This window comes from Dyella sp., assembly GCF_035503745.1.
GTDB lineage: Bacteria > Pseudomonadota > Gammaproteobacteria > Xanthomonadales > Rhodanobacteraceae > Dyella_B.
The window spans coordinates 95,864-110,630 of record NZ_DATJTC010000017.1; the positions used below are offsets into that span (position 1 = coordinate 95,864).

Sequence of the window (14,767 nt, forward strand, 5' to 3'; positions counted from 1 at the left end):
GCGGCGGTCCTGGGGGCAGGTTGACCAAGCCGCGTCACTTATCGTGTGCAACAGGGGATGGAAAACATGAGAAATGGACGTGCGTGCGCCCTCGCGGGCGCGCTGTGTGTATTGATGCCTGTCATCGCCGCTGCCGCGGATCGCGTGCCGGTGGAAGCTTTCGCCCATCACGCGGGCTATTCGATGCCCAGGCTATCGCCGGACGGAAACTACCTGGCAGTGGCCGTCGAGCAGGGTGAAACCCACTCCGTGGCGATTTACCGGGTTGACGACATGAGCCACCCCAAAAGTCTGCTGACGCTGCCCTGGCCGCAGCTCGCCTACGACATGGAATGGGTAGGTAACTCGCGTCTGGTGGTGGAGCTGGCCAAATTTTTCGGTTCGCTCGATCGCCCGGTACAGCTGGGCGAAATCATCGCCACCGATGCCGATGGCACGCACATCCAGCCGATGTTCAACCGCGAATGGGTGGACGGACGCGGGGGCGTGGTGCGCACTGCCGACGAAGGCTACGCCACCGTCGCCAGCCTGCCATTCAAGCCCAACAATCACTTCTTCATGCAAACATACATGTGGGAGGACGAAAAAAATACCTGGCTTTACGACGTGGACGCCAACACCGGCGTACGCCACCAGATCAGCCAGATCAACGCGGGCGACATGGAATTTACCCTGGATGCCGAGGGCAACGTGCGCTACGCGCAAGGCCTGGACTTGGACGAGCGGTACGTCGCCTATCGCATGCAGAACGGCCAGTGGGTGAAGTTGAACAATGACGACGACGGCGAGCGCTTCGAACCCATCGGCTTCTCGCAAGACAACCAGCATCTGTATGCGCGCACCGGCGTAAAGGGTGGCCCACTGTCGCTGGTGCAAACGAACGGAGACGGCACCCAGCCGCAGCTGCTGGCCAAGGACAGCTTCGGCAACATCGGCTACGTGCAATGGACGCCACAGCACGAACCCATCGCCGCGTCGCCCGTTACCGGCGTCCCGGCCCCGGTCGTCATCAACGGCAATCAGCCGCTGGCGCAGATCTACCAGGCGCTGAGCGCAAAATTTCCCAACCAGTTCGTGCAATTCAGCACCTTCAGTGAAGACGGTACCAGGCTGATTTTCGTAGTCGCCAGCGATCGCAATCCGGGTTCGTATTACCTGTATGACATGCGGGCAAAGAAGATAGTGGCGTTGTTCTCGCAGAACGAAAGCATCGATCCGGCACAGATGGGGACGCGCGTGCCCATGCGCTTCACCGCCAGCGACGGCGTGCAGCTGGAAGCCATCCTCACTGTGCCCAAGGGCGCCAGCATGAAAAATCTGCCGATGGTGCTGCTGCCGCACGGCGGCCCGATCGGCATAAGCGACAGCTGGTTCTTCGACGACGATGCCCAGTTCCTGGCAAGCCGTGGCTATCTGGTGCTGCAGGTCAACTATCGCGGATCGGGCGGCCGCGGCCCCGGCTTCGAGGACGCCGGCTACGGCGTTTGGGGTACGCGCATTCAGCAGGACCTGATCGACGGCGTAAAGTGGGCTCAAGCGCAGCACTACGCCGACCCCAAGCGCGTGTGTGTCTTCGGCGGCAGCTTCGGCGGCTATTCGGCGATGATGACGGTGATCCGCGCGCCTGGCATGTTCAAGTGCGCGATCGGCTACGCCGGCGTCTACGATCTGGCCATGATGTACGAGAAGGGTGACACCAAGGATTCCAAGGCCGGAAGAAGTTATCTGCGGCAAGTCATTGGCGACGATCCCACCCAGCTGGCGGCCAATTCACCGGACAAGCTTGCCGACAAGATCGACGTGCCCGTGCTGTTGATCCACGGCGAGGCCGACGAACGCGCGCCCTTTGCGCAGGCCAAGGCCATGCGCGCGGCCCTGGAAGCCGCGCATAAGCCCTACGAATGGCTGGTCAAGCCCAAAGAAGGCCACGGTTTCTACAAGGAAGAGAACCTGGTGGACATGTACAACCATCTGCAGGAATTCCTTGAAAAGAACATCGGGCCTGGCGTGTCCACAAACTGACAGTTTGCGATAAGCCCTTTCGCCTGCGAGGGCGGGTTCGCCGGTCCATGCCACATGCCGTCCACGCGGGCGACATAATGGCTTGCATCGACCGGCTGACATCGCAAACCGCCATGGACATCAGAGCGCTTCACGAAGACGACCTCGACCTGATCTGCCGGCATCGCGAAGAAATGTTTCGCGATGCCGGCAGGGGCGATGACGTGTTACTGCCGATGACCGCGCATTTCCGCGAGTGGCTCAAGCCACGTCTGCGGGATGGCGACTACTTCGGTTTCATGATGGTGGACCATGGCGCGGTCATCGCCGGCATCGGATTGATGCTGATCGATTGGCCGCCGCACCCCCTGCATCCGGCGCAGCACAAGCGTGGCTATGTGCTAAATGTCTTTGTCGAACCCGCGTACAGACAGCGCGGACTGGCGCGTGAACTGATGAAGCTGGCCGAAGCGGCGTTCATCGGGCGCGGCGTGGGTTATGCCGTGCTGCATGCAACGGATAAAGGCAAGCCGCTCTATCAGCGCCTGGGTTGGACCGGCACGAGCGAAATGGCGAAAACGCTCGATATCGCATCCGCTTGCGCAAATTGAGGGCGCAAACGCAGGAAAACGCCCGATAGCGCGGCCGCGAGCAGTGCCGGTATCCGTTGCGGCATTTTGTATCCAAGTGTATCGAGCCCGTAGCCCGATACAGAAGGTTGCACTTTCGCCCATTCAACATAAAGGTGGGACACATCGCCGTGGTCTTCTATGTCCACACCCAACCACCGCGAGTGTGCCGTGTCCGAACAAATCGATCAGCAGCGTAGAACCTTTCTTACCGTATCGGCCGTGGGCCTGGCGGTCGTTCCGTTCGGGCTGGCCTCCCTGGCCCATGCCGAGGCGGCCGCGCCGGCAACGGGCAAGAGTGCCGCCATCGGCGGGCACACCTCGTTCAAGGCGCTGAAACACATCAAGGCCGGCGTGCTGGACGTGGCCTATGCCGAAGATGGCCCGGCCGACGGCAAGCCGGTGTTGCTGCTGCACGGCTGGCCCTACGACATCCATAGTTTCGTGGACGTGGCGCCGATCCTCGCCGCTGCCGGTTACCGGGTGATCGTGCCGTACCTGCGCGGCTACGGCGACACGCGCTTCCTCTCCATCGACACCAAGCGCAACGGCCAGCAGGCGGCGCTGGCGGTGGATGCCATCGCGCTGCTGGATGCGTTGAAGATCAAGCAGGCCATCGTCGCCGGTTTCGACTGGGGTGCGCGCACCGCCGACATCATGGCAGCGCTGTGGCCCGAGCGCTGCAAGGCACTGGTGTCGGTAAGCGGTTACCTGATCGGCAGCCAGCCGCTCAACCGTGCACCGCTGCCGCCCAAAGCGGAGCTGCAGTGGTGGTACCAGTTTTATTTCGCCACGCCGCGCGGCGAAGCAGGCTATGCAAAGTACACCCACGATTTCGCCCGCCTGATCTGGGAAACCGCGTCGCCGAAGTGGCGCTTCGACGATACGACGTTCGCACGCTCCGCCGCCGCGCTGGACAACCCCGACCACGTGGCCGTGTCCATCCACAATTACCGTTGGCGGCTGGGCCTGGCCGAAGGCGAGGCGCGGTACGACGAACTGGAACAGAAGCTGGCCGCCCTGCCGGGCATCGGCGTACCCACCATCACCCTGGAAGGCGATGCAAACGGCGCGCCGCACCCCGACCCCGGCGCCTACGCCAAACGCTTCACCGGCAAGCATGAGCATCGCCTGGTCGGCGGCGGCGTCGGCCACAACTTGCCGCAGGAAGCGCCGCGCGACTTTGCCCAGGCGATCATCGACGTCGACCGCTTCTAAGCGAAACGCCGCGCATCTTGATGAACAGCACGCAATATTTCGCTTCACCGCAGGATATTACGCGCCGATTTGACAACCCTTACGCCTAGCTTTCCTCCCGACTTACATTATCCTTACGCCAGGCTGACATCGTTGGGGCGATGTCAGCGCTCCGTGGATCATTGAAAGAGGAAACATGCGTGGCGCACGTCCTTCTTCACATCGGAAGTGAAAAGACCGGAACCACTTACCTGCAGCACCTGCTGCAAGCCAATGCGAATGTGCTGCGCAAGAAGTACGGGCTGCTTTATCCCACGGACGGCCTGCTGCTGCAGCAAGCCGCGCACCATCCCATCGCGGCGGCGTTCCTGCCGCCCGAACGATGCGACTTCATTGCGTTGTCTTCCCGCCGGCCGGCGGCACTGCTGATGGAGCATCTCAACCAGGTGATTGCGCGCACGCACAGCGAACGCGTGCTGCTCAGTGCCGAACATATGTCCTCGCGCTTCGACCGCGAGGCGATCGGCGAACTGGCCGGTCATTTGTCGCAGCACTCGGTGCAGGTGATCTTCTATGTACGGCGGCAGGACGAGCTGGCCTTGAGCGCACTCTCCACCGACCTGTGTTGCGGCAGCCGCGATTGGATTCCGCTGGAGCGCATTTCGCCGGACGTTCGCCGCTTCAATCCGCTGCGCATCGTCGAAGACTGGCAGGCCGTATTCGGCCGCGATGCGGTAACGGTGCGGTCGTACGCCAGCGCATGCCGGAACGATTTGACCCGCGATTTTCTAGATTGCATTGGCCTTGCGCATGCCAACTTTGCCGAATGGGAAGCGGTTGGCCGCATCAATCAGCGCATCAGCCTGTACGAAGCGCGCATCCTGCATGGCATCAACCAGTTTCTGCCCACTTGGCGCGAAGCCGTGCAGCAGGGCGAGCCGGAGACCTACCACCAGGCCAACCATCTGCGCGCAAGCCTGCTGGCGTGGCTGCGCGCGGAAGACGCCGTGGCCAGCGACGTGCCGCTGGATGCGGCGCTGTCACCGCGGCAGCGCATGACCTTGATGCAGCACTTCACCGATATCAACCGCCAGCTGGCGGATGCGTGCGGCCTGAACGCGCGCGAGTTCGACATGTCCGGCGACAACAGCGCGGATGTGGCGGCACGCATGCTCAAACCCGAAGACGAATGCATGCTGATGGCGCAGGTGTTGCGTATCGTCAGTCAACGCTTGTTGCATAGCCAGTCGCACGGTTCGATCACGCGCGACGCCGTGCGCCGCATCGGCGCGTGGTCGCGGCGTTTGATCGTGCATTGAAGCCGCCGCCCGCGGCTCAGCCGCGCGCCGGGCCGAATCGCCGCAACGCGGCTTGGACCACCGCCGCCGGCGCTTCGCGGTGCGGAAAGTGGCCGACCCCGGCTAGCACGATGCGTTCGTAGCCGGCAAAAAAATGCGCTTCCTGTCCTTCCGAAGACGAGGGCAGGTCGCAATAGTCTTCCCCGCCCTGGATCATGGTGGTGGGAACAAGAACTTCCCGCGTACTGCGCAAACGCACCCGAAGTGCGTCGTAGCGAGGATCGACCGCCTCGGCGGGAAGATAGCGGGACCGATAGGCATTCAAGGTGGTTTCCACCCAATCGGGTTTATCGAAATGCTCGCTGGCGAGTTTGAAATCTTCCTCCGTGAACCATCCGGCCGGGCTCCAGGTTTCCCATTGCACGCGCGCGAAGCCGACCGGATCGCGGCGCACGACATCGGCACCGGCTTCGGTGCATTGAAAAAATTGATACCAGTACCGCCTGGCCTGATCGAAGCTGCGCAGCTGGAATTCGCCGCGCGGCTGATAGGGCAGCGCGAGCGTGACGATGGCCTGTACACGCTCGGGAAACAGCACCGACAGCGAATAGGCGGTGCGTGCGCCCCAATCGTGGCCGATGACATGAAAGCGCGCGATGCCCAGTTTGTCGGCCAGGTCGATCACGTCCTGCGCCATGGCCACGGAGACCGCGTAGCGTGGCGTGTCGTGCGAAAGAAATGCGGTGGGATGAGAACCGCGCAAGTACGGCGCGATGGTGCGGAACCCGCGCTGCTGCAAAGCCTGGGCAACCGGCTTCCAGCCGATCGGCGCATCCGGCCAGCCGTGCAGCAAAAACACCGGCGGGGCATCGGGCGCGCCTTCCATCTCGAAGGCGATATTCAGCAGCTCGGTTTGTTCAAAACGCATGCTCTGGCCTCCGTAAACATCCGCCTGCGCCGACGGCGCAAGGCGGGGAGATGGTGTTCTTTTTGACGGCATGGGGGGTGGGCGCCTCCCGCCCGGCACAGGATGCCGACGGCCAAGGTAAGCCCACCTGGGGATGCTGCATTTGAAGCCTACGCTGTTGGCGCTACGTAGCGTAGTGCCGTGGCGCGGGCCGGCGGTGGCCGGCCGCCGGAAGGCTGCCGGTGCCCATCGCCGCCAAATGGATGGCCATCGCTTCCAGTCGGTCCATGCCGGGAACTACCTTTCCGGGCCTTCCCAGATGGTGGAGAGGTACTCAGTAAACGGATCGCGCGCGATTTCGTAGAAGACCAGCCGCAGGGTCGCCCGGTCCTGCCTGGTGGCGCGCGCCGCGCAAGCGAGCACGGCCTCGGCCTCGGCCACGTCGCCGGCATCGCCGCTTTCCAGGCTGCTCTGCAGGTGGCTTATTTCCACCGCGCCGCGCAAGCCGAACGCGCGAATGGCATTCATGCCGCCTTCCAGATAAACCCAGGCCAGGGCCTGGTTCATGCAGTCGATGACGAAATTGAACGACAAGCTCGAGCGCATGGTGATGCGGATCGGATCGCAATAGGCCAGCTGCGCAATGGTGGTGATGCCCTCGTTGGCAAGCCGCTCGGCGATGCCGGCGTTGATCCCTTGCAGCTTGATGATGTCGTTGTCGGTGGTCACGTCGTCCTTGATGCCCAGCCGGGTCAGCAGCATGCGGCGGAAAATGCTCAGCAGGCCGCTGAGCGGAAACGCGCCCACGCCGAACGCCACGAACGAACGCCACCCGGAAAAAGCATCGGGAATGACCTGCGCCACGAAACAGCCCAGCGGCAGCGCGATCGCCAGGCGCAGCACGCCCCAATGCACGTCCGACGGCGCGAAATCCAGGCGCCTGGCGCGCGAGGTAAAGTCGTTGACCACCCACATGTATGCGCCGGCCTGTGCCGCCAGCCCCAGTTGCGGCACCGGTATCCACGCCAGGTCCGCGAAGCGGCCGCGCGTGACGGCGCCGGACGCACTCAGCGAGCCGCCGTCGTACAGCGCCAGGGCGCTGCTGATGACCAGATAGGTGACGATGAGCGTGGTCGCCAGCAACAGCGCTACCGGGATCAGATACAGCCGCCGGCCGTACCAGCGGATATAGAACCGGTCCAGTTCGGCATGCGCCTGGTTCTCGTCAAGGTTCTGGTTGCGGTCGAACATGTCGAAATAGCACAGGCGCGACTTCGGGCTAAGCGCATCCATGATGTCCGCGCGCCTGGCTTCCCAGCCGGTGCAGATGTATCTCAGCGCGGGCATCGCCAGCACGATGGTGGCCAGCAGTACCAGCACAAGCAGAATGACGGACTTGTCGATGGGCGTGTCGGGCATGTTCGGCTCCTATCACGGATAGACGCGTACGTTGCCGAACACCTTGTTGGCGCCATCGAAGAGCGGCGCGATGTTTGCCGGCGCATAGCGGGTGATCGGCGCGCCCGGCCCGCACTGAATGTTCTGTCCCCAGCGATGGGTGACCGATACATGCAGGCCCAGCGTGGATGAATGCGGGACGCTGGAAAAATCGCGCGCCATCGCGGTGCGTGCGCCGGGTGGATTGGGGATGTTCCAGGGCATCTGCGTCCACGGCTGGTGCGAGACGCCCAGCGCGTCGGCATTGAACGGATCGACCGGGCCATTCATCAGCAGGCCGATCGGCGGATCGCTCAACCGCGTGCGCATCCACTGCAGCGACGTATCCGACAGGCCGCTTTGATTGAGCGCCGACGGATAGCCGCCGCCGACATCCGCATGCGCGCCGGCAAACAGCGCCTGCACGATATTGGCGCGATCGTTCCACAGCGTGGGGGTGAAGTCGCGGCGTTCTTCGTCCACGGAGATCGCGTGGATGCCATAGGCGACCTGGCCGCTGAGATCGTTCGTCGCGAACTGAAACGTATCGAGCCGGTCGCCATCCACCGCGTATTGGGGAATGCCCAGGGCGCCGACCGTGTCCCACACCGCTACCGCATGGATGGACACCGGTGCGACGAAGCTGCCCGCCGGCAGCGGGCGCGTGACGAAGCCGGGCAGGTCGGCGATGAGGTTTTCGAACTTGCCAAGCCAAGACACGTCGGTGTTGGCCTGCCTGCGAAAGGCATACCACGCCGCCGCACCCAGCCGATACGCATTCTCCTTGTCGTCCAGGCCGAGCGCGGGGTTGAGCAAGCCCTGGCTCACGATGAAAGCGGCCAGCGCCCTGGCGGTATAGGCACCGCGGCTGAAGCCGACCAGCACGATCTGGTCGCCCGGTGCGTAGTTGCGCGACACATAGGTGTAGCCGCGCACGATGCGCGTAATGGTGCCCGCGCCCAGCGCACCGCCCATCAAACGTACCAGGACGTTGCGCGAGTCGCCCACGCCATGCAGGTATTTGGCGACCTGCCGCAGGCCTGTGTCGTCGGTGAAGGTTTTCTCCTGCTCGTCACCCAGCATCACGGTATCGGGCGTGTCAGTGCCCTTGAGCGACAGGAACAGTTTCAGGACATTGGTCGTGCCCGAGGATTGTCCGGTGTCATCGGGCTGCCCGGGTCCGTTCCAGGTACCATCCGCGCAAAAAACGATCGTCTTCGCCATAACCTGTGCCCCCATGCGAAACCAACGGGAGCGCCTGGCACGGATGCAAAGGACTGCGATGCCGTCGCGCCAGGCGCACGGCAGGCTTGGGGGCGGTGGGTTGGGGCGAACGCACACGCGCAGACGTAACGAGCAAACCCGTCGCGACCATGCGCGTGGAAAAAACAGACATATCTGCGCTGTCCCAGATGCGAAAGCCTGCCTTGCTGGACGCCAGGGCTTGCGGCCCCCCCTGTGGCGCATCTTTTACTGCACGGCCGTCATTGTGCTCCTTTTGCGTGTAGGTCGCGTCAAGCTGGCGGCAGGGCTTGCGCGCCGGCACCCGGCGCTGGGTTCAGCAGCCCGTGGCGGCCCTTGGCAATCGGGCGATCGCGCTTTACGGCGAGTTCAAGGGCATGGTCGATGTCATCGCCAAGGCGCGGCGTTACCGGTATCCCCAACCACCGCTGCACAGGATGCGGGACGAATGCGCGACTTGGTCGTCAAAGGTGACGGCCACCTCGCGGCGCGATGGGAAATTGCGAATCATCTCGCGCACAAGGGCAACAAGGCGAGTGCCTCCAAGCCTGGCGCGGCGAAAACGACGCTTCGCGTTGAAATGGTGGGAGCCTGCGTCTATCTCCCGAAGAAGTTGCTGAAGACCGGTGTAATGAACGCCGATCACGAGCACGATGTGATTGCTCCATGACCTGGGCAAGGCGCTCGCGGCGGATGATGGCAGTTGGCGCATCGATCCGGCGGCGGTGGGCGCAGTGCCTGCTACGGCGACCAAGACGAATTGGAGGATCAAATACACCAGCGTGACTGGCAGGGTGGTCCTCACCGATCAGGCCGGTTACGCGGCACCCAACAGGCAGCCAGCTCATGCCGTATCCAGCTTCGCGATCCTATGCGAACGTCCGGGACGCCCACGAAAAAATCATTCAGGGTGCCCTTTTCAACTTGTATGTAACCGGCGGCATCGGATAAGTTGACGCGGCCCGCTCACCCAAGAGCGAAGGCGATACGGAGAAAACGGGATGGAACCGAATAACCGCGTCAAAGCGTCATTCCCGCCGCAATATTTTGCCGTGCAAGCGGTTGGCGCTGCCGCCCTTGCGCTGGGCTTGATTAGCCTGTTCTCCAGCCTGCGGCCGATGATCATCGGCATGGCGCCATGGCTGGGCATTGCCTGGATCGCCTGGACCGTTGCCGGGTTCGGCATTTTCCTGCTTGTGGCCAATGGCATGCGATGGGTCGCCCATGCGCGAGGCACCAAACACAGCGCCTGATCCACCTTCCGTTGCCACCACCACGGCATACCTATTCCTAGCCCCGCATAAGCAGGGTGCTTTCACCATCGACGAGGACGACGTTCATGGCACTTACGCGACAGGTAGTCTCAACGCTCAAAGAAGACGGCACGGACGTGATGGGGCCGGAAACGCTTGCATGGCACTACCCGGATCAAAGCCTGGTATCGGGCAGCCTGCTTACGGTCGAAGCCAATCACTTTGCCGTGCTGAAATCGCGCGGAGCCGTGCTTAATGTGTACGACACCGGCCAATACCCGATCCAAACGCCGGACAAGCCGCTGATCGGCGGTTTCGTGACCGGCTTCTTCGGCGGCAACTCGCCGTGGCAATACGAAGTGCTTTACGTCAACCGCGCCAAACTGCTTATTCGCAGCACCGGTATCGCCAGTTCCGCCGAGATGGCCGAAATGTCGTATCAAGTGGAGTACTACATCCACATCGACACCAAGGAAGACGCACTTAAGCTCACCACACACATGCCTTTCTCCGGCCACGCCATCAATGCCGATGAAGTGGCGCGTTATGCCGGTCCGGTGGTCGAGCAGGCGATCAACCAGATCATCCAGGTTACGCCGATGGAGAAAATCAACGAACATATCCACGACATCGTGGAGCTGGTGAAGGAGCACCTTGCATCGTTCCTCGGCGTGTATGGCATTACGTTGAACGATGCCAAGGTACTGATCCTGCCCAAGGACGATCGCATGCGCGAACTCATTTCATTGCGCGCGTTCGGGCTGTCCGAGCTTGATGCGGTGCGCTACTACGTCGCGCTCAAGATGGCCGAAAAAGGCCTCGTCTCCGCGCCCAACATGGCCGTTGGCCAACCGTTCTTCATAGGCGGCGGCACCGTGGGCACCTTCCCGATTCCCGGCGCCGACTGACGCCCATGTGCATGGCCGCGCCAGCCATGGCGCGGCTGCTTCATCAGCGGGGAAAAACGATGGAACTGAAAGAAAGCGGCAACCCGATCGACGATGCCGGCATCGCCAAACAAGTGCTCTCCAACCTTTTTTACGGCTGGGGCTACAACTTTTACCGACGGGAAAATCAACTGCGCGCCGACGACCTGCTGATCCGCAGCCGCCTCAGCGACTGGCTCGGCGAATGCCGTGCGCACCTGGCTGTGCTGGAAGCCGATTACCGCCGCACGCACCTCCCGCCGCCGACACGCGAGCATCCTTTTCCCGATGCCGGTGCAGTGGGCCAGGCGCAAGCCCTGCAGCGCCTGGGCCGCGATATCGAAAGCTTGGAAACCGCAATTCGCACCGCGGCCGTACCGGAGATGGACCGCATCCATCAACGTCACCGCAACGAGGCTGAAACACTGGAAAAATTGGTGGCCGCCGACAGCACGCTCGTATTGCATGTCATGCAATTGCGCGACGCCGTGGTCGCCATCGGCGACGCTACCGCAGCCATTGACCAGGTGCCGGCCTTACTGAAGGCCAGCGAGATCGCTTCAGGCTTGCAGCAACGTAATCAGATCCTTTCGGTGCTTGCCGAGGGCGGTTGACAGGTTGGTGAGGCTTTTCGTGCAGGGCGGATTTTCGGACCCATAGGTGCGTAAAACGTCTATGGCGAACAACTGTAAGCCGCAAATGCTCATGATTCCCGGGGTGGCCTGGCCCAGCAAGCAAGCCGATGCAAAGGCGGCATGGCGAATGCGGAAAAGCACAATTTTCTGGGCATCTTGTCGAGCTGGGGTTTCGCCACTCGTCGTCGTAATGAAGGGGCCGGCTCAAAGGCACTCCCGCTACCCCTTTCCTGAAAACGCTCAAGTAGAGGGTTCCCATGGCAAAGCTTGTGTTCGGATTGTCACAATCCCTGGATGGCTATGTCGACCACCGGAAATTAGGGCCGCCCGGACCAGCGGTCTCTCGCCACTTCCTCGAGCACGTGCGTGGCCTGACAGGCCTGGTGTACGGACGACGCACGTACGAGATCATGCGTTATTGGGACGAAGACAAGCCCGAATGGGATGCCGAGGATCACGACTTTGCGGCGGTGTGGCGAAGCCAGCCGAAGTGGGTCGTGTCGCGCTCGCTTAAATCAGTAGGCCCCAACGCCATCCTTGTTGCCGACGATATCGAGACGGCGATACGTGGACTGAAGGCCGAGCGCGCGGGGGAAATCGACATTGCCGGCCCGGACCTGGCACGAAGCCTGACCGACCTAGGTCTTATCGATGAGTATCGACTCTACCTCCGCCCCGTCGTGCTTGGTCATGGCACGCCATTCTTCATGGGCCCTCAGCCGCCACTGCGGCTGGTGGCAAGCGATTTAATCGGCGAGGACGTAATCAGGTTGACCTACGCTCCAGCTTAATGGCACGTCGCGCCTGACGGATGAGGCCGGCGCATCGGGTATCGCAAAAGCAGACACCCAGGTTTTCATCACCATTCCCCACTCTCCATGTCCCATTCCCCGTGTCGTTTCTTGATGCCGCACCCAATTGCGACGCAATCAGATCTCGCGCAAGGTGAGCAAGCTGGCTTCACATCTGACCCGCTAATGCGGGTCAGTCCATGGCAAGCACAGCCTGTTAACCATCGAGTATCTCCGCTTTGCCGACCCGAAGCGGACTCTTGAATGCCAGCGCCTGTCCTTGAACTCACGGCGCCTTGTTGCCACGACTACCGGCGTGCATGCTATTCAAATTCGGGTCCATGACTCCAAAGCTCGCGCCACGGTTTGCGCGCGCTGCCGCAGACAAAGATGTCGGGATGATCTCTGCTTTCTTCATTGATGACGCCTAGCGCGTTACCTGAGTGACCCGCGAGGCGGCAATCGAAGAAGAGTTCATCAGCGCGCTCACGTGAACTTCCCAGCACGATGACGGTGCGTGGCGGCGTCCGTGGATAGCTACGCAACCATCCGGAATTGGCCATGGTGATCGGTGGTGGCAAGCCATAGGCCTTGCCGAGCAAAGCGATCGCGCCTTGCTCGCCATAGTTGCCTACCACGACGCCCAGATCGACCCGTTGCTCGGCGGGAAGAGCATCCCGGATCGTGGCGACTCGTGCAACGAGTTCGTTCCATCCGATTTTCTCACGCAGATCGCCGTTCCTCTTCAACGCGAAGTCCAGCAATGGACCGCCTGATGCCATCGGCATGATGATTAACGCCGCGTAGGTACCGATAATCGCGACACCGCTGAACATCAACGCCGCCGTCGTGACTCGCCATAGGGGGCGCAAGGTGCGCAGCCACCGCTCCCCCATCACCGAACCCATGGCCAGCAGCATCGGATACGCCGCGCTGACGTAATAAAAACGACCCTGCAAAACCAGGAACAAAAGCAGCGGGGTGATATACATCCAGGCGAGCATTCGGTAGCGGGGCGCGCGCAGGTACCCAGCCAGGCCCGCGATCCAGACTGGCGCAGCAAACAGGTTGGCGTTGATGAGGAATTGGTTGCGAAGGAAGCCGTCCGCGCGACCTTCATGGACATCGCGCATGTGGATACTTTGCAGGAATCGATAGGAAATGAAGTCGTGCCTGTCAAGCCAGACCAAGTTTGGGGCAAACACCAGCAGCGCTACGGCCGCGCCAACCCATAGCCAGCCGCTGGCGAGGTATCGCCGTGCGTCAGTAAACAGCACGCCAGCCAGCACGCCCACAAGCTCAAACGCTATCGAGTATTTGGTTTGTAGCCCAAGCCCGGCAAATAGGCCGGTCGCCACCCACCACCGTGGTTCGTCCTCGCTCAGCAAGCGGATCGCACTCCAGGCGATCAGTACCCACCACAACATATCGAACGAGGAGTACTGGAACATGGTGGCATTGCCCATGGGCGCCGGCGACAGCCCAACGGCGATCGCCGTGAAGACTTGAGCCAGTCGGCCCCCACCAAGGTCACGCGCCATAAGGCCGCTGATCAAAATCACCACCGCCTGGGCGACTACCGAGAACAGACGCAGCCCCACCAGCGATAGGCCAAACATCTTCAGCCCCAGATGCTCCAGCGCTGAGGTCAGCGGTGGGTAGGGCACAAAACCCCAATCCAGATGCTGAGCGTCGTTCAGGAATTGCAGTTCATCCCGGTGGAAGCCGTATTGACCGTTGGTCAGGACGTGGGCGACGCCAAAGAGGACGGCAATAATGAGTACGGGGGCGATACTTTTCTTGGGGATCAGGTCTGCAGTGGTGAGTTTGGGCGCGTGGCTGTTGTGCACGTTGCAGTTTCCCCTGAATGGTTGAACCCAAATGCTCGCCTGTCACTGGCCGCCATGCCTTTGCATTGGGTCGGAGGGAGCTGATTTGGGGACAAAAGGCGGTTAGATGGTGACGAACGATGGGCATTCGCGGTCGTGCTGGACGGCTCACCAAGTCCCTCGGCAGCGATGCGGAGCCACGCAGCTGCGCTCCGTTCACGAGGCCAAGAGCCGGCAGTTGTTTTCGTATCGAGTTGGGCCACCTTCGGGTCGATGCTTGGATGAAGCGGTTGGGGATCAAGAGCGGCTGTTAAAACGGAGCAGCGTCAGTGGCGCCGCCCCGGGGGCTGGATCGGGGCAATACAGCATTTATTGCGATGTTCCGGAAACGATTGATTGATAAGAAGGCCAGGGCTGTCCACATGCCTGGCCGCGAAAATGTGCGGCTCTGGTTTGGCGACGTTGGTCAAAGGATCGCTGCCGATTAGAGGGCTATCTCGTTGAACCAAGGGCCGTAGTATCGTCATGTGGCCGGGCAATGCCATCGGTTGACCTGTTTTGTCATCGATGGCGGGGTGTCGAGCGCAGGATGCTGAAGCCCATTTATCTTTGTTCGTAGCTT

General features: G+C 61.9%; 13 protein-coding genes. 9 read left to right on the forward strand and 4 right to left on the reverse strand.

Annotation, left to right across the window (positions count from 1 at the left end):
- The first annotated feature begins 66 nt into the window (after window positions 1-66).
- The 4 genes from VME63_RS06435 (at window position 67) to VME63_RS06450 (ending at window position 5,146) form a co-directional block, all read left to right on the forward strand.
- A complete protein-coding gene (locus VME63_RS06435; RefSeq protein WP_325431441.1) occupies window positions 67-2,022 on the forward strand; it encodes an alpha/beta hydrolase family protein in 1,956 nt (651 codons plus the stop codon).
- A 113-nt stretch (window positions 2,023-2,135) separates the two neighbouring features.
- Entirely contained in the window at window positions 2,136-2,612 is a 477-nt protein-coding gene (locus VME63_RS06440) for a GNAT family N-acetyltransferase (protein ID WP_325431443.1), read from the forward strand.
- 189 nt (window positions 2,613-2,801) lie between these two features.
- Window positions 2,802-3,848, forward strand: coding sequence for an alpha/beta hydrolase (locus tag VME63_RS06445; protein ID WP_325431445.1), 1,047 nt, complete (start codon window positions 2,802-2,804; stop codon window positions 3,846-3,848).
- A gap of 179 nt (window positions 3,849-4,027) precedes the next feature.
- Window positions 4,028-5,146 carry a hypothetical protein gene (locus tag VME63_RS06450; protein ID WP_325431447.1) on the forward strand — a complete coding sequence of 373 codons (1,119 nt, stop codon included), beginning with the start codon at window positions 4,028-4,030 and terminating at the stop codon, window positions 5,144-5,146.
- 16 nt (window positions 5,147-5,162) lie between these two features.
- Here the strand turns inward: VME63_RS06450 and VME63_RS06455 are convergent, their stop codons facing one another.
- The 3 genes from VME63_RS06455 to VME63_RS06465 all read right to left on the reverse strand — a co-directional run bounded on the left by VME63_RS06455 (window position 5,163) and on the right by VME63_RS06465 (window position 8,693).
- Window positions 5,163-6,053 (reverse strand): alpha/beta hydrolase, encoded by an 891-nt coding sequence (locus VME63_RS06455; protein ID WP_325431448.1) that lies wholly within the window; start codon window positions 6,051-6,053, stop codon window positions 5,163-5,165.
- Between the two features lie 276 nt (window positions 6,054-6,329).
- A complete protein-coding gene (locus tag VME63_RS06460; protein ID WP_325431450.1) occupies window positions 6,330-7,451 on the reverse strand; it encodes a hypothetical protein in 1,122 nt (373 codons plus the stop codon).
- A 12-nt stretch (window positions 7,452-7,463) separates the two neighbouring features.
- Window positions 7,464-8,693: a DUF2235 domain-containing protein gene (locus VME63_RS06465; RefSeq protein WP_325431452.1), complete on the reverse strand. Its 1,230-nt coding sequence runs from the start codon at window positions 8,691-8,693 to the stop codon at window positions 7,464-7,466.
- Window positions 8,694-9,159: 466 nt separating this feature from the next.
- Here VME63_RS06465 and VME63_RS06470 point away from each other — a divergent pair, with 466 nt between their 5' ends.
- The 5 genes from VME63_RS06470 to VME63_RS06490 all read left to right on the forward strand — a co-directional run bounded on the left by VME63_RS06470 (window position 9,160) and on the right by VME63_RS06490 (window position 12,316).
- Entirely contained in the window at window positions 9,160-9,381 is a 222-nt protein-coding gene (locus VME63_RS06470) for a hypothetical protein (protein ID WP_325431454.1), read from the forward strand.
- 331 nt (window positions 9,382-9,712) lie between these two features.
- Complete coding sequence (locus tag VME63_RS06475; RefSeq protein WP_325431456.1) at window positions 9,713-9,964, forward strand: hypothetical protein; 252 nt, start codon at window positions 9,713-9,715, stop codon at window positions 9,962-9,964.
- A gap of 86 nt (window positions 9,965-10,050) precedes the next feature.
- Window positions 10,051-10,872 (forward strand): SPFH domain-containing protein, encoded by an 822-nt coding sequence (locus VME63_RS06480; protein ID WP_325431458.1) that lies wholly within the window; start codon window positions 10,051-10,053, stop codon window positions 10,870-10,872.
- Between the two features lie 59 nt (window positions 10,873-10,931).
- Entirely contained in the window at window positions 10,932-11,504 is a 573-nt protein-coding gene (locus VME63_RS06485) for a hypothetical protein (protein ID WP_325431460.1), read from the forward strand.
- Window positions 11,505-11,782: 278 nt separating this feature from the next.
- A complete protein-coding gene (locus VME63_RS06490) occupies window positions 11,783-12,316 on the forward strand; it encodes a dihydrofolate reductase family protein (protein WP_325431463.1) in 534 nt (177 codons plus the stop codon).
- Window positions 12,317-12,639: 323 nt separating this feature from the next.
- Here VME63_RS06490 and VME63_RS06495 read toward each other — a convergent pair whose 3' ends face one another.
- The gene (locus VME63_RS06495) at window positions 12,640-14,166 is read right to left on the reverse strand and encodes a glycosyltransferase family 39 protein (RefSeq protein ID WP_325431465.1); all 1,527 of its coding nucleotides are present in this window, start codon (window positions 14,164-14,166) and stop codon (window positions 12,640-12,642) included.
- Window positions 14,167-14,767 lie beyond the last annotated feature (601 nt).

Bases quoted from the DNA above. Each gene is read 5' to 3' on its own strand.
- VME63_RS06470 (WP_325431454.1), top strand. From the start codon at position 9,160: ATGCGCGACTTGGTCGTCAAAGGTGACGGCCACCTCGCGGCGCGATGG.
- VME63_RS06490 (WP_325431463.1), top strand. From the start codon at position 11,783: ATGGCAAAGCTTGTGTTCGGATTGTCACAATCCCTGGATGGCTATGTC.
- VME63_RS06475 (WP_325431456.1), top strand. From the start codon at position 9,713: ATGGAACCGAATAACCGCGTCAAAGCGTCATTCCCGCCGCAATATTTT.
- VME63_RS06455 (WP_325431448.1), bottom strand. From the start codon at position 6,053: ATGCGTTTTGAACAAACCGAGCTGCTGAATATCGCCTTCGAGATGGAA.
- VME63_RS06435 (WP_325431441.1), top strand. From the start codon at position 67: ATGAGAAATGGACGTGCGTGCGCCCTCGCGGGCGCGCTGTGTGTATTG.
- VME63_RS06440 (WP_325431443.1), top strand. From the start codon at position 2,136: ATGGACATCAGAGCGCTTCACGAAGACGACCTCGACCTGATCTGCCGG.
- VME63_RS06480 (WP_325431458.1), top strand. From the start codon at position 10,051: ATGGCACTTACGCGACAGGTAGTCTCAACGCTCAAAGAAGACGGCACG.
- VME63_RS06485 (WP_325431460.1), top strand. From the start codon at position 10,932: ATGGAACTGAAAGAAAGCGGCAACCCGATCGACGATGCCGGCATCGCC.
- VME63_RS06460 (WP_325431450.1), bottom strand. From the start codon at position 7,451: ATGCCCGACACGCCCATCGACAAGTCCGTCATTCTGCTTGTGCTGGTA.
- VME63_RS06465 (WP_325431452.1), bottom strand. From the start codon at position 8,693: ATGGCGAAGACGATCGTTTTTTGCGCGGATGGTACCTGGAACGGACCC.